This window comes from Pseudomonas sp. NPDC078700, assembly GCF_044542375.1.
GTDB lineage: Bacteria > Pseudomonadota > Gammaproteobacteria > Pseudomonadales > Pseudomonadaceae > Aquipseudomonas.
Genome location: NZ_JBITUI010000004.1, coordinates 527010 through 542281 on the forward strand (window position 1 = coordinate 527010; position 15272 = coordinate 542281).

At 54.1% G+C, this 15272-nt stretch carries 12 protein-coding genes; 7 read left to right on the forward strand and 5 right to left on the reverse strand.

Annotated features, from left to right (window positions below; all coding sequences use genetic code 11):
- Window positions 1-64 precede the first annotated feature (64 nt).
- Together ACIGCM_RS16580 and ACIGCM_RS16585 are read left to right on the forward strand one after the other, a co-directional pair.
- Window positions 65-1294 (forward strand): nucleoside recognition domain-containing protein, encoded by a 1230-nt coding sequence (locus ACIGCM_RS16580; protein WP_397503166.1) that lies wholly within the window; start codon window positions 65-67, stop codon window positions 1292-1294.
- 16 nt (window positions 1295-1310) lie between these two features.
- The gene (locus tag ACIGCM_RS16585) at window positions 1311-1679 is read left to right on the forward strand and encodes a glyoxalase superfamily protein (protein WP_397503167.1); all 369 of its coding nucleotides are present in this window, start codon (window positions 1311-1313) and stop codon (window positions 1677-1679) included.
- A gap of 153 nt (window positions 1680-1832) precedes the next feature.
- Here the strand turns inward: ACIGCM_RS16585 and ACIGCM_RS16590 are convergent, their stop codons facing one another.
- Window positions 1833-2846 (reverse strand): DUF5924 family protein, encoded by a 1014-nt coding sequence (locus ACIGCM_RS16590; RefSeq protein ID WP_397503168.1) that lies wholly within the window; start codon window positions 2844-2846, stop codon window positions 1833-1835.
- A gap of 159 nt (window positions 2847-3005) precedes the next feature.
- A complete protein-coding gene (locus tag ACIGCM_RS16595; protein ID WP_397503169.1) occupies window positions 3006-4400 on the reverse strand; it encodes a M16 family metallopeptidase in 1395 nt (464 codons plus the stop codon).
- Between the two features lie 190 nt (window positions 4401-4590).
- Here ACIGCM_RS16595 and ACIGCM_RS16600 point away from each other — a divergent pair, with 190 nt between their 5' ends.
- Window positions 4591-5553 (forward strand): SDR family oxidoreductase, encoded by a 963-nt coding sequence (locus ACIGCM_RS16600; protein ID WP_397503170.1) that lies wholly within the window; start codon window positions 4591-4593, stop codon window positions 5551-5553.
- 7 nt (window positions 5554-5560) lie between these two features.
- Here the strand turns inward: ACIGCM_RS16600 and ACIGCM_RS16605 are convergent, their stop codons facing one another.
- Window positions 5561-6592 carry an AraC family transcriptional regulator ligand-binding domain-containing protein gene (locus tag ACIGCM_RS16605; RefSeq protein WP_397503171.1) on the reverse strand — a complete coding sequence of 344 codons (1032 nt, stop codon included), beginning with the start codon at window positions 6590-6592 and terminating at the stop codon, window positions 5561-5563.
- A gap of 218 nt (window positions 6593-6810) precedes the next feature.
- Between ACIGCM_RS16605 and ACIGCM_RS16610 the strand changes: the two genes are divergently transcribed.
- Together ACIGCM_RS16610 and ACIGCM_RS16615 are read left to right on the forward strand one after the other, a co-directional pair.
- Entirely contained in the window at window positions 6811-7782 is a 972-nt protein-coding gene (locus tag ACIGCM_RS16610; protein ID WP_397503172.1) for a TAXI family TRAP transporter solute-binding subunit, read from the forward strand.
- Between the two features lie 164 nt (window positions 7783-7946).
- Window positions 7947-10517, forward strand: coding sequence for a TRAP transporter permease (locus ACIGCM_RS16615; protein ID WP_397503173.1), 2571 nt, complete (start codon window positions 7947-7949; stop codon window positions 10515-10517).
- Between the two features lie 143 nt (window positions 10518-10660).
- Here the strand turns inward: ACIGCM_RS16615 and pbpG are convergent, their stop codons facing one another.
- The gene (pbpG, locus tag ACIGCM_RS16620; protein WP_397503174.1) at window positions 10661-11572 is read right to left on the reverse strand and encodes a D-alanyl-D-alanine endopeptidase; all 912 of its coding nucleotides are present in this window, start codon (window positions 11570-11572) and stop codon (window positions 10661-10663) included.
- 131 nt (window positions 11573-11703) lie between these two features.
- Window positions 11704-12612: a choline sulfate utilization transcriptional regulator gene (locus tag ACIGCM_RS16625; protein WP_397503175.1), complete on the reverse strand. Its 909-nt coding sequence runs from the start codon at window positions 12610-12612 to the stop codon at window positions 11704-11706.
- Window positions 12613-12724: 112 nt separating this feature from the next.
- Between ACIGCM_RS16625 and betC the strand changes: the two genes are divergently transcribed.
- Together betC and choX are read left to right on the forward strand one after the other, a co-directional pair.
- On the forward strand, window positions 12725-14239 hold the full coding sequence (gene betC / locus ACIGCM_RS16630) for a choline-sulfatase (protein ID WP_397503176.1): 1515 nt from the start codon (window positions 12725-12727) through the stop codon (window positions 14237-14239).
- 100 nt (window positions 14240-14339) lie between these two features.
- Window positions 14340-15263, forward strand: a complete 924-nt coding sequence (gene choX, locus ACIGCM_RS16635; protein ID WP_397503177.1) for a choline ABC transporter substrate-binding protein — start codon at window positions 14340-14342, stop codon at window positions 15261-15263.
- Window positions 15264-15272 lie beyond the last annotated feature (9 nt).

Here is a 15272-nt window from a genome sequence, read left to right on the forward strand (position 1 = left end):
ATATGCTGACCCTGTCGCCCTCAAGGCGCGTTATCATTCGCGCACTGAACAAGGGAGACCCAGCATGCTCAATGGCCTGTGGCTAAGTTTTTTTATCGTGGCTGCTGTCGCCGGTTTATCGCGCTGGCTGATAGGTGATGATCCTGCGGTATTCGCGGCGATGGTCGAAAGCCTGTTCGCCATGGCCAAGTTATCGGTCGAAGTGATGATCGTGCTGTTTGGCACCTTGACCCTGTGGCTAGGCATGCTCCGAATCGCCGAGAAAGCCGGGCTGGTCGATGCCTTGGCGCGGATGCTCGGTCCCTTGTTTGCGCGCTTGATGCCTGAAGTACCACGGGGCCACCCTGCCCTCGGTTTAATCACCATGAACTTTGCCGCTAACGGCCTCGGCCTGGATAACGCAGCCACGCCAATAGGCCTCAAGGCCATGCGCGCACTGCAAGAGCTCAACCCGAGCAAAACCGTGGCCAGCAATGCGCAAATCTTGTTTCTGGTGCTTAATGCATCCTCATTGACCTTGTTGCCCGTGACTATCTTTGTGTATCGCGCGCAACAGGGCGCGCCTGATCCGACACTGGTGTTCTTGCCGATATTGTTAGCCACCAGCGCTTCGAGCCTGGTCGGCTTGCTTTCTGTGGCAGTCATGCAAAGGTTGCGGGTGTGGGACCCTGTGGTGCTGGCTTATCTGGTGCCTGCTGCGCTGCTGCTCGGTGGCTTTATGGCGGTGCTCGGCGGTATGACTGCAACCGCATTGGCAGCGTTGTCATCTCTGGTCGGCAACCTCACCTTATTTGGTGTGGTGCTCCTGTTTCTAGTGTTGGGCGCTTACAAAAAAGTGGCGGTCTACGAAGAGTTTGTAGAGGGCGCAAAAGAAGGTTTCGATGTCGCCAAAAGCCTGCTGCCGTATCTGGTGGCGATGCTTTGTGCAGTCGGGGTGTTACGTGCATCGGGAGCTCTGGATATGGGCCTTGATGGCATCCGCTGGTTACTCACCTATGCAGGTTGGGACACGCGGTTCGTCGAGGCGCTTCCCACAGCCCTGGTCAAACCCTTTTCTGGCAGCGCAGCGCGCGCCATGCTGATTGAAACCATGCAAAGCCAGGGCGTCGACAGCTTCCCGGCACTGATCGCCGCGACGATTCAAGGCAGCACCGAAACGACCTTTTATGTGGTCGCTGTGTACTTTGGCGCAGTAGGTATTCAACGGGTGCGCCACGCCGTTGGCTGCGCCTTGCTGGCTGAGCTGGCCGGCGTAATTGCGGCCATTAGCGTATGTTATTGGTTCTTTGGATAATCACCCTGGAGCGGCTATGAAATTGCAGCAGCCAATACCGATTTTACGTAGCTTTGATGAAAGCAAGGCCAAAGCGTTTTATCTCGACTTCCTTGGCTTCACCCTCGATTTCGAACATCGCTTCAGTGAGGATTTGCCGCTGTATATGCAAGTCTCAAAAGATGGCTGCATCCTGCATATTTCGGAACATCATGGCGATTGCTGCCCGGGCGCGGCACTGCGTATCGAAACCTCGGAGCTGGATGCTTACCAGCAACTGCTATTGGCTAAACAGTATGGCAACGCCCGACCGGGCATCGAGACCACACCCTGGGATTCTCGGGATATGACCCTGCACGATCCGTTCGGCAATCGCTTGGTGTTTACCGAGTCAGAGACGTCATAAAAGTGCTGCTCTGACGACCTTGTCTTACAGGCTAGGGGCCGCAGCGATGGCTGCCACAGCAATGGCTGCCACAGCGATGGCTGCCATACCAAAATGCATTCAGCCGGAGGCTGTGGGCAGCTTTTTAACGCCGTAATACCTAGCGCAGTAGTTTTAGGGCATCACCTCAAAACGCAGTACACCAATCATCTGCCCCACCTCAGTCAGGACTTGAATCTGCCACTTGCCCACGGCGTCTTCTGGGAAATTCTGTTTGTGTGTCCAGGCCCGATACCCCTTCTCCCGCCCGCCATGGATATCCAAGGCTATGCGGTCGACTTCATGGCCGTTGTGCCGCCACACGTGATAGATCCGCTCATTAAGACCGCGGGGCGCGTTGATTGCGGTGTAAGCATATAAGCCCTGGCCCCTCAACTGACTGACATTCAGATGAAGCAGCTTTTTACCCGGCGCACGCTCCTGATTATCAAACTGCGTAGTCACTGCCACTTCATTGAGCCACAAGGTTGCAGGCGGCACCCAAATTCGGGCTAACCAACCTGCCCCTGCCAATACCAAGGTCGCGACAACCAGCAGCAAACCACGCCACCAGCGCTGGTAGGTGATGATGCCCATCAAGCTCGGAAATGACAGCACCGCGGCAATCGCCAGCGACAACTCGTAGCTTTCCTCAGTGGTTAACTTGAACACAATCGGCAGCGCTGTCAGCAGTAACGCGAACAGGGTCATGGTGTGATAAATCAGATACAGCCAGCGCCGCCCAGCCAGCCATTTGTAGTACAGCGGGTCAATGATCGAAACCAAGGCTGCAAGGGTTAACACACCACTAAACAGCATCTGCCCGCTGTTCCAGGTTGTGGTAATCCAAAAGAATGGCAGGACAAAAAACAGACTTTCCTGGTGAATCATCTGGGTGGCATAGCGCAGCAATGGCTGCGGAATTTCAATGCCAAACCATTTCGCGACTTGCTCGCGCAAAAGGTTTTCCAGCGCCAGCCACACCCAACTGATCAACATCACCAGCGCCAGTACCTGAGCTAACTCAGCTTGACGCTTAACCAAAAAGAAACTGGCGACCCCGGAGCAAAAACCAAAAATCGCAATGATACCCGGATGGCGTTGGGCCAGGGCAATGAGTGGGTTAAGGCGGTTCATCCAGGCGAGCATTAAGGGTCACATCGGCAGAAATAATGAGGCCACTAACCGCCTCTAAGATGCCTGGGTCCATTCAGACGAGTATTTGGCGTGCAGAATACTCAGCTACACGCCAGTTGCACAGCACCGGCTACGCTATTGAGTCTGGCTCATTAAAGGCAATGCGCCAGCTCAATTTGAGTGCTTGCTCAAACGCCCGACGAAAAACGCGAGCAAGATCAAACCGGCAATTCCAGCCAAGCTGAAATAGAGACCGTTGGCGGTTAGCAAAGGTTTCTCAATACGAATATAACCTTGCGGTTCAAGCAACTGCTTCAGGGCTTTGTTGGCTTGTTTGAAGGTCACCTTTTTGAGGCGCTTGCCGGGATCACTGAAACGGCCATTCTCGTAATCGGCAAGCGAACCCCAGTAGTAATCTGCAATAGCACTGTTGCCCTGCACACCCCAGTCTTGTTTAGCGACTGCGGCGGCCTGTAACCGCAAGAAGGTCTTCTCATCGAGCCCGTCTTTCTTTAGCTGACCAACTAACTCACGCAAGGCCTGTTCTGCAGCATCAAGATCACCGCGCTCCAGCGTGCCATTGAGGCTGAAAAAACTGGTGCTGCCAAACACATTGCGCTCAGAGCTCGGGCCGTAACTGAGGTTGCGTTCAATGCGCAGGGTTTCATAGAGTTTCCAGTCGATGTAATCGCTGATCAGCTCCCAGACCTCGTAGTCATTGGCCCCGACCCAGGGCTCCGGAAAAATCCAATGCAAACTCGCGTTTTCACCGACTAAACGGGTGATCAACTCACGGCGAGGCTCAGCTTTACGACTGACTTGGGGCAGCTCTATGGCTTGGGGCAAGTCGTGCGCCGCGATCGAACCGTATTGGCGGTCGAGATAAGCCGGTAAGCGTGGATCCAGTCCACCCACAACAATCAGGGTCATATTGTTTGGAGCATACCAATCGCTTTGCAGTTGCTTAACTTGCTGCAGGGAGAGTTGGCTCACGTTATTTTTCTCAACACAGGCCAAACCCAGCTCAACGGCTAATTGCTGATTGGCTTCGCGGCTGAGGTTTTGCTGGTCGATAAGACGCTGCAAGTTTGAGTAGTGACCACCGTTCTCGTGCTCGATAACCTTTTTCGCAGCCTCAAGCTTTTTTTCGGTGAAATGGCTCTGGGTCAGGCTGGCAAGTAGCAGGTCAAGCACCGCCCGCTGGTTTTTAGCAGGGGCCTCGATCACAAAAGTAGTGTCGGTGTCGCGGGTGTAGGCATTCCACTCGCCACCCAAGGCTTGCATCTGCGCTTCGAGATCGATTTCGTCGTGCTTATTGATACCGCTGAAAAGCAGGTGTTCAAGCAGGTGCGGGAGTTCTTTATCGACACAGGAGAAATTGTCGAAACCGACCCCGACAATTAGTCGGATTGAAACGTGCTGATGCTCAGCGGTCGGCTTAAGTAGTAACTGCAAGCCGTTTTCAAGCGTGTATCCCTCAGCCTGGAGATAGTCCTCGGCACTGGCGCTATTGCTTGCAAATAGCCAGAAACCAGCGATAAGGCTGAATAAAAACGTTTTCGCCATGAAGCCCCCCTAACTCACTCACCATCAGCATACCTGCATAACGCTCGCGTCGCGATTCGCCACTTGCGCTGGCTAAAATTGTCACTGCCTCCTTTGCTCGCTATGGCTAGTCTGTATTGCTGAACAACCCATTCTTCAGCAATGGATAGCTGTCGCGGTGAGTCATAATTGTGCATCCTTGGAGAGTGTTATGCGCGTTTTAATAACCGGCTCTGCTGGTTTTATCGGTCAGCAGTTGTTGCACCAGCTATCGGTTCAACACCCGGACTGGACGCTCATCGCAGCAGATATTCGCCCACAGAATCGCAAAGGTGTGGGAATGAATGTCGAACTCCTGCAGTTGGACATCAGTAAGTCGCGAGAGGTCAAAGTCTGTATATCGGCCTGGAAACCACACGCGATTGTTCACCTCGCATCGGTGGTGACCCCGCCACGTGGCATGACCGACGAACAGTTAAAAATCATTGATGTTGGCGGCACTCGCACAATTATCGACGCGGCTGTTAGCGAAGCGGTCCAGCAGTTGATTATCACCAGCTCGGGCGCAGCTTATGGCTACTCCCAGGATAATGCCGAATGGATAGATGAGGATCAGCCTCTGCGAGGTCATCAGCACTTCGCTTATGCCAAGCATAAGCGTGAAGTTGAAATCATGCTGGCGCAGGCACGTACTAAAAGCCCACAACTCAAACAGCTGGTGCTGCGCTCGGGAACCATTCTCGGCAAACAAATGAACAACCAAATCACTGATCTGTTCAATAAACGTACAGTTCTTGGCGTGCTGGGTAGCGATAGCCGTTTCGTGTTTATCTGGGATCAGGATGTGGTCAACATCATCTGCCAGGGCTTGGAAAAACAAGCTGAAGGGATTTTCAACCTAGCCGGTGATGGAGCGTTGACCCTACGCGACATTGCCGATTTGTTGGGTAAACCCTATCGCCCCTTGCCAGCGCTGTTGATTAAAAGCGTGCTGGGTATTCTTAAACCCTTGGGGCTCAGTCAGTATGGGCCTGAACAATTAGACTTTCTGCGTTATCGCCCGGTGCTGGCCAATACCCGTCTAAAACAAATATTTGGCTACACCCCACGCTATACCAGTCGTGAGGCATTTCTTGCCTTTATCAAGGCCCAGGGCATCGGCTTGGCCAAATAGCGGCTGATCAGCTCGGCTTGTTGTGCTGAGCCCTATACTCGCCGGGGGTCAAACCAGTCCATTGGCGGAAGGCTCGAAAAAATACACTCGGTTCGGAGTAGCCCAGTAGCAGCGCGATTTCGGCAGCCGGCAGCTTACCGCTGCTCAAATGCCGTTCCGCGAGTTGCCGACGGGTATCATTGAGCAATTGCTGATAGCTGCAACCTTCATCGGCTAAACGCCGTTGCAGCGTGCGTTCACTCAGGTTCAGGGCACGGGCCAGCTCACCACGGTGGGGTTCACCGTGGGCCAACTGCTCCCCCAATAACGCCACCACCCGGGTACTTAAGCCCTGGCTAGGTAAGCGTGCAAGCAGGGCTTCAGCATGCTGACGGAGTAAATCCTGTAAGGGTTGGTTGGCCTGAATTAAGTTGGCAGTGCGCAGCGCATGGGGCACGACAACCGCGTACTCGGCGCAGTTAAACTGCAAGTCACAGGCAAATACGTCCTGATAAGGGCCAAGGTCTTCAGGCTGAGCATGGGCAAACTGTGCACAGCGCAGATGAAAGTCCTCAAGTAACGGATCAAACATCTGTACCCAGCATGCCATCAGTGCCATAACCCGTGTACGCGTAGCCGGAAGACTTGGATGCAAGGGGCGATATTGTATTTGCAGGCCTTCTGCCAACTCCTGCAGATGCATCTCGCCACCCTCACCCACCAAACGCTGATAACGCATGCCGGCTTTGAGCGCATCGTTCAGGGTTTGACTGCTTTGCAACAGGTAGCCGAGCACACTGAACGGCCCAGGTGCCAAATTAATCCCAACAGCCAGCCCGGGCTCAGCCAGCGGCAAACCACTGCTAAGCAACTGCCAGAGGTGCTCCTGAACAGTGAAAGGAACACGGGCATCGGGGTCCAGAAGCTGTGCTTCAGTGAGGCCGCAGTTAACCAATAGCGCCTCACGGTCTAGGCCAAGGCGCACAGCCGCATGCAGCACGGCTAAGGTAATGCTGGCGCTGACGGAAGCATGTGGGTGGTTAACGGAGGAATTGTTCATGCCGGGGATTTTGCCCAATGCGGGTGCTTTGCGATAGCCCAAATAACAATGACCTGCTCAACGCCGCAGCTCTGGTTCTTTTGTTGGACGTTCGCTCCAAAAAAGCCCAGAAATGAATTGCCCCGTGCAAGGTGCTCTAGAACGGTTAAACTTCCATCCTTCCGCTATGCTCAAAAGGCATTAGAGGGATCACAATAACCAAGAAAGGAGAACTCCCCATGAAAGGCAAATCCTTAGCATGGGTTCTGTCAGCAGCACTCACAGGCATTACTTTGAGTGGCGCAGCGCAGGCCGAAGATAAATTCATCACCATTGGCACTGGTGGCCAAACCGGCGTTTATTACGTCGCTGGTCAGTCCATTTGTCGTTTTGTTAACCGTGGCAATGCGGACCACGGCATCAAGTGCAACGCACCTGCCAGTGGCGGCGGCGTAGCGAACGTAAATGGTTTGCGCAGTGGTGAGTTCAGCTTCGGCATTATGCAGTCTGATCACCAGTACAAAGCACTCAAAGGCTTACCGCCATTTGAAGCTGAAGGTGCGATGGATGACATCCGTGCCGTGTTCTCCCTGCAAAGTGAAGTCTTCACCATCTTGGCGCGTCGCGATGCCAACATCAAAACCGTTGATGACCTCAAAGGTAAGCGCGTCAATATCGGCAACCCAGGTTCCGGTCAGCGTGACACCCTTGAAGAAATCATGCGCGTTAAAGGCTGGGACAAGTCGGCGTTCTCGCTGGCAGCTGAGCTCAAACCTGCTGAGCAGGCCTCCGCATTGGGTGACAACAACATCGACGCGATGACTTACTTTGTCGGTCATCCCAACGGTGCGATCCAAGAAGCGACCACCACCACTGACGCTGTACTGGTTCCCGTATCTGGCCCAGACATCGACAAGCTGCTGGCTGAGAAAACCTATTACACCAAAGCTGAGATCCCAGGCGGGATGTACAAAGGCAACGACGCCCCAACTCAGTCGATTGGTGGTAAAGCCGTTCTTTCGACCACCGCTAAAGCTGACCCAGAAGTGGTCTATCAGCTGGTTAAGTCGGTCTTCGACAACATTGATCGCTTCAAACGTCTGCACCCTGCATTTGCCGACCTGAAAGAAGAAGACATGATCAAAGTTGGCCTGACCGCTCCTCTGCACGAAGGTGCTATCCGTTACTACAAAGAGCGCGGCTGGATGTAATTAGCCGGTGTTTGCCCACCTCGAGAGGTAGGCAGACACGCTTTAGTTAGGTTTCCTTCATTCGTGAAGTACGCGTAACTGAACTAGCCTTATGTGAAGCAAGCCCGCTAGCTAATGGCTGCGGGCTTTGCTGTTTATGAATTCTTCAAAGCAGGTTCCACTCCATGGATGAAAAACAACTATCCACTGAAGAACTGATTGCCCAGGATGTTGGTGCGCGCTTGCCAATTGGAGCGATGGCGACAGTCATCACAGGCTTAGCCCTGTTGTGGTCACTGTTCCAGCTCTGGATTGCGTCGCCGCTGCCATTCATTTTCGGTTTTGGGGTGCTTAACGATACTGAAACCCGAGCGATTCACCTGGCATTTGCCTTGCTCTTGGCGTTTCTGGCTTATCCGGCCTTTAAAAAGTCACCGCGTGATTATGTCCCGGCAGTTGATATCGCCTTGGGACTGATTGCAGCAGCCAGTGCGGCCTACCTATTTATTTTCTATCAACAATTGGCACAACGCCCCGGCAGTTTAACCACCGCTGACTTGGTTACGGCGTGCATTGGTATTCCGTTGCTGCTCGAAGCCACACGTCGAGCCCTTGGCCCGCCGCTGGCAATTATCGCCTTGCTGTTTCTTGTCTACAGTCTGGCTGGCCCATATATGCCGGGCCTGTTGGCGCATCGCGGTGTCAGCTTTAGTGCAATGGCTAACCACCAGTGGATCACCACTGAGGGCGTGTTTGGTATCGCCTTGGGGGTTTCTACCAGCTTCGTTTTCCTGTTTGTACTATTCGGCGCTTTGCTCGAACGTGCCGGGGCTGGTCATTACTTCATTCAACTGGCATTCAGCATGCTCGGCCACTTGCGTGGCGGCCCTGCTAAAGCAGCGGTTGTGGCATCCGGCCTGACCGGGATGATTTCAGGCTCCTCAATCGCCAACGTGGTGACCACCGGTACCTTTACCATTCCAATGATGAAGCGCACTGGCTTCTCCGCAGAGAAGGCCGGGGCTGTTGAAGTGGCTTCTTCGGTTAATGGCCAGATCATGCCGCCGGTGATGGGTGCAGCGGCGTTTCTGATGGTCGAATACATCGGCATGTCCTATGTTGAGATCATCAAGCACGCGTTTTTGCCTGCTGCAATCTCTTACATCGCCCTGCTCTACATCGTCCACCTTGAGTCGCTGAAACTGGGTCTACAGCCAATCGGCGGCCATGTGCCTAAACCTTGGTTGCGCCGTATCACCGGCTTTGCGTTCGGCGTTGCCTTGATTTCCGGAATATCCCTGGTGGTTTATTACGGTCTGGGCTGGCTTAAACCTGCACTGGGCGAATATGCCCTACCCGGCATTGGTGTGCTGTTGGCAGTGGTTTATCTGGGCCTGTTGAAGATTGCTGCGAGCGTTGCCCCGCTGCCGCCAGAGGACCCTGATGCGCCTCTGGAAACACTGCCTAAAACCCGTGCGGTATTGCTCAGCGGCCTGCACTTCCTGCTGCCGGTGGTGGTGCTGGTGTGGTGCTTGATGATCGAGCGTCTGTCGCCCGGTTTGTCTGCCTTCTGGGGCAGCGTCATGCTAACCATTATCCTGCTGACTCAACGCCCACTGCTGAGCTGGCTGCGTACCGATGGCACCCATGACCACGGCACCTTCAAAGATGGCGTGATCGACTTGCGCGAAGGCTTGATCGCGGGCGCACGTAATATGATTGGTATTGGTATTGCCACTGCGGCTGCCGGCATCATCGTCGGTGCGGTTTCGCAAACCGGTGTTGGCTTGGTTCTGGCTGATCTGGTTGAACTGCTGTCGATGGGTAACCTGCTGCTGATGCTGGTTCTGACCGCCGTCTTCAGCTTGATCCTGGGCATGGGCTTGCCGACCACGGCTAACTACATTGTGGTCTCAAGCCTGCTCGCCCCCGTGGTGGTCACCCTTGGCCAGCAAAACGGCTTGATCGTGCCGCTGGTTGCTGTGCACTTGTTCGTCTTCTACTTCGGCATCATGGCTGATGTAACACCGCCAGTGGGTTTGGCTTCGTTCGCAGCGGCTGCCGTGTCCAAGGGCGACCCGATCAAGACCGGTATCACCGCCTTCTACTACAGCCTCAGAACGGCAGCGCTGCCCTTCCTGTTCATCTTCAACACGGACCTGTTGTTGATCAATGTCGACTTCTGGCACGGCGTGCTGATCTTTGTTGTCGCAACGGGCGCCATGTTGATATTCGCGGCTGGCACCCAGGGTTACTTCCTGGTCAAGAGTCGCTGGTACGAAAGCATTCTGCTTCTACTGGTAGCCTTCACCTTGTTCCGTCCCGGCTTCTGGATGGACATCGTGCATGATCCGTATCGCACTATCGCGCCAACCGAGCTTTCGCAATCGCTGGCCAATGTTGAACCCGGCAGTAAACTGCGCATGCGTATTCGCGGTGAAGATGCTGTGGGTGATGCCCGTGAGTTCTCCATCCTGCTGCCTGTGCCACAAGGCGCGACCGGCGAGGAGCGCTTGGCCAATCTGGGCCTGCAAACCTATATGGATGGCGACAAGGTGCTGATCGACAACGTCACATTCGGTAGTCCCGCCGCTGAAGCGGGCCTTGAGTTCGACCAGCAGATAATGCTGGTGCGCGCACCGACGGAGAACTGGCAGAAAGAGCTGATGTGGATTCCAGGGCTGTTGCTGTTCGCCTTGGTGATCTGGCTGCAGCGTCGTCGACGCGAGCCAGAGCCGCAACCCGCGCTCGCCTAAACACTGACGATGCACACTAAAAAGGCCAGCTCGGTTAACCGGGCTGGCCTTTTTACTTTCTGTTCGCCTCTGTGGCTGCGGGTATTCGCGTCCTTGCTTCAGCCTTTGGTAGACAAGCTGCGCTTGCTCACCCGTGGAGCCTTTTAGCGTGTTGCTTGCATCTGGCGCTGCGCCTGCTTTTGCTGACGATACGCGATGGCGGCAGGGGGAACAGGAGTAATAGCGCCAGTTTCCATCCACTTCTTCAAGCGATTGGCATCGGCCATGTGGGTGTATTTGCCAAATGCATCGAGCACCACAAAAGCCACCGGTTGCTTGTTCATCACCGTGCGCATCACCAAGCAATGGCCCGCTTCATCGGTGTAGCCGGTTTTGGTCAACTTAACATCCCAGTTGGCTTTGCGTACCAAGCCATTGGTGTTACGGAAGCCCAGGCTGTAGTTGGGTTTACGAAACGCCACGGTTTTATCGTCCGAAGTACTCAGTTCACTGAGCAGTGGATAATTACGCGTGGCCTTGAGCAGCAGCACCAAATCCGTTGCCGTCGAAACGTTATGCGGCGACAAGCCCGTCGGTTCGACGTAATGGGTATTTTTCATGCCCAGTGCTCGCGCTTTGGCGTTCATGGCGGCGATAAATGCCGTCTGACCACCAGGGTAATGGTGGGCAAGACTCGCTGCTGCACGGTTCTCAGATGACATCAGCGCCAGCAGGAGCATATTCCGGCGGCTGACTTCACTGCCAACGCGCACCCGTGAAAACACACCACGCATTTCCTGAGTGTCGGCAATATTGATGTCGAGCATCTGATCCATCGGTAATTTGGCGTCCAGGGTGACCACAGCGGTCATCAGCTTGGTCACCGAGGCGATGGGCAAAATCATGTTGGGGTTACTTGAGTAGAGCACCTTGTTGGTATTTAAATCGACCAACAATGCACTGCCCGCCGCAAGTTCCTGGCGAGCAGTGGTTTTGCTCGCAGCCTGCACATTTGATGTAGCTACAACGCTGCTGCATACCAGCAACAAACTGACTATCGAATGACGAATTTTCAAGAGAAGCTCACTGAGCAAGTTGAAGAGAGCCTGAACCCAAGGTTCAAGCGCGCTAAGTATACGGAATTCATCTGGGGTTCTTGGAGCCCCCATCCCTCATGACGTTCCTACCTTTCGTCAGCAAAGGACGTTTAAGCAGCGGCCAACTCGCCCTGTAGCCAGTCCACAAACTGCTGGGTTATGCGTTGCCTGCGTTTACGTTCAGGCAGCACCAGATAATAGCCCAACGCTGTTCGTGCTTCGCCTTCGCAGGGACGACACAACAAACCCTGCTCAAGCAGTTCATCGACTAAATAACGCCAGCCAATCGCCACACCTTGCCCGGCAATGGCTGCTTGGATCAACAGAGTGTAGTTGTCAAAACGCAGACTGCCCGGGCTCGGCGTTTCAACAATCCCCAAAGCGGTAAACAACCCTTGCCAATCCAACCAGCTGGCACGGCTTTCAGGGCGCAAATGCAACAAAGGTAATTGCGCCAACATGGCTGAGGTTAACGGTTGAGCATGGCCTTTGAGCAGTTGCGCACTGCATACCGGGTAAACCTCTTCGGCAAACAACAGCTTGCTCTGGCCATTCTTCACACGGCCATCGCCAAACACAATTGCCACATCAATTTCGGCGGATAAGGCTCCCAGATCCCGTTCACCCGTGAGCAGGCTAACATCCACTTCTGGATACAACTGATTAAAGCGCTTTAGCCGCGGCATCAACCAGTAAGCGGCAAAGGCAAAGTCCGTTGCCACCTGAAGCACCTCATGTTGCTGCTGCGAGGTCACCGCTTGCAGCCCCGCATCAAGGGTACTGAGACCATCCTGCACGTAATGCATTAAATGCTCACCGGCTTCGGTCAGAACAATACCCCGGTACACGCGGTCAAACAGCCGGACATGCAAGCGCTGTTCAAGGCGTTTGATCTGCTGGCTTATGGCTGGCTGACTGGTGCCCAACTCAGAGGCTGCAGCGGTAAAACTTAGCTGCCGGGCAGCGGACTCAAACACCCGCAGCACATCCAAAGACAAGTCATTGAAGCGGTTATACATAAGCTGAAGTTATCCAAGCTATGTGTTTGATATGGGTTTACCCCAGTTTTTGTTGGCTTGATTATAGATACAGCAATGTCGCATAAATTTTATATATGGAATACCGGCCGCCATGACAGCACCCAACATTCTCTTCATCATGGCCGATCAAATGGCCGCGCCAATCCTTCCGCTGCACGATGCCAAGTCGCAGATTAAAATGCCGAACCTGATGAAGTTGGCTGAATCCGCAGTGGTTTTCGACTCCGCCTACTGCAACAGCCCCTTGTGTGCGCCGTCGCGATTTACCTTGGTCAGCGGTCAATTGCCGAGCAAAATCGGCGCATACGATAACGCCTCAGACCTGCCCGCTGATGTGCCGACCTATGCGCATTATTTGCGCTTGATGGGTTATCGCACCGCCTTGTCGGGCAAGATGCACTTCTGTGGCCCAGACCAGCTACATGGCTTTGAGGAACGCCTTACCAGCGATATCTATCCGGCCGATTACGGCTGGTCGGTAAACTGGGATGCCCCCGATGAGCGCCTCAGTTGGTACCACAACATGTCGTCGGTGATGCAAGCCGGGCCTTGTGTGCGCACCAACCAACTCGACTTTGACGAAGAGGTGGTATTTAAAGCCCAACAATATTTATACGACCATGTGCGCGCAGGTGCAGACCAACCTTTCTGCCTGACCGTGTCGATGACTCACCCCCATGACCCCTACACCATAACCCGCGAATTTTGGGACCTGTACGAGGGCGTCGATATTGATCTACCTAAGCAGTTTATCGAGCAGGATCAGCAAGACCCCCACGCACAACGCGTGATGAAGGTGATCGACCTCTGGGATAAACCCCTGCCAGAAGACAAAATCAAAGATGCCCGACGCGCCTATTACGGGGCTTGCAGTTATATCGATAGCAACATCGGCAAGTTACTGAAAACCCTCAAAGACTGCGGCCTGGGCGACAACACCATCATTGTTTTTTCCGGCGATCACGGGGACATGCTCGGCGAGCGAGGCCTGTGGTACAAAATGCAGTGGTACGAAATGTCTGCCCGTGTGCCCATGCTGATCCACGCACCCAAGCGCTTTGCCGCGCGGCGAATCAGCCAATCGGTTTCAACCATGGATTTACTGCCGACCTTCGTCGAGTTGGCGGGCGGCCAGGTCAATCCAGACTTAGCACTCGATGGCCGCTCCCTGCTCCCACACCTGGAAACCGGCTCTGGCCACGACCACGTCTTAGGCGAATACATGGCTGAAGGCACTAACAGCCCGCTGATGATGATTCGCCGTGGCGACTTCAAACTGATTTTCTCGGAAGTCGACCCGCTGATGCTGTTCGATGTACGCAATGATCCACTGGAACGTGAAAACCTAGCCAACAGCAAAGACCATGAGGCGGTACTCTCAGGTTTGCTTCAGGAAGCATGGAACCAATGGGATATTCCGGCCATCCACAGTGCCACCTTAGCCAGCCAACGACGCCGCCGCTTGGTTGCGCAGGCACTCAACCAAGGCAAGCTCAAGAGCTGGGATCACCAGCCGATGGTCGACGCCAGCCAGCAGTATATGCGCAACCACATTGACCTTGACGACCTCGAGCGGCGCGCACGTTACCCTCAAGTCGGTGCATAACAAACCAAACAAGGACTTTTTCCAAATCAAATTGAACTGCCATCACTGCCTGTCGTCAGCTAAATGCTGACGCAGGAAAAACCATAAAAAAGGAGAAGGCATGAAAACACTCACACCCATTTTCGCAGGTAGCCTGTTATTGGCCGCTAGCATCGGTGCCCAAGCAGAGGACGCAAACTGCAGTACAGTAAAGCTAGGTGATCCGGGCTGGAGTGATATTGCCGTAACCAATGGCGTCACCAGTTTTATCCTCGACAGCCTTGGTTATGAAAGCAAAACTCAAACCTTGGCAGTACCTATCATCTTCGCCGGCCTGCAAAAAGGTCAGGTTGATGTCTTTATGGGCAACTGGATGCCAGCCCAGCAGAGCAACTACGACAAGTTTGTTGCCAATGGCAAAGTCGACAACATCAAGCAAAACCTCAGCGGCACAGAATACACACTGGCAGTACCGACCTACGCCTATGACGCCGGGGTGAAAACCTTCGCTGACCTGAACAAGTTTGCCGATAAGTTCGACCATAAGCTCTACGGTATCGCTTCTGGCTCACCGGGTAACGAGTCGATCCGCAAGATGATTGATACCAACGACTTCAACCTCAAGGACTGGAAACTGGTTGAGTCCAGCGAACAAGCCATGTTGGTGCAGGTTGGTCGCGCAGTAAAACGCGACCAATTCGTCGTCTTCCTCGGCTGGACGCCGCACCCGATGAACGTGCAGTACGACATGAAATACCTCAAGGGTGGAGAAGCTTACTTCGGTGAAACAGGAAGCGTGAACACCCTCGCACGTAAGGGTTATGCACAGCAGTGCCCAAATGTTGGCAAGCTGTTGAGCAATCTAAGCTTCACTCAAGAGATGGAAAACTCAGTGATGGATAAAGTCCTGAGCAAGCAAGCGAGCAACACTGAAGCGGTCAAAGCCTGGATGAGCGCTAATCCCGAAGTGGTCAAAGGCTGGCTCGACGGGGTTAAAACACTCGACGGTGGCGATGGCCTTAAAGCGGTGCAAGCCAAGCTGTAATCCTTTACT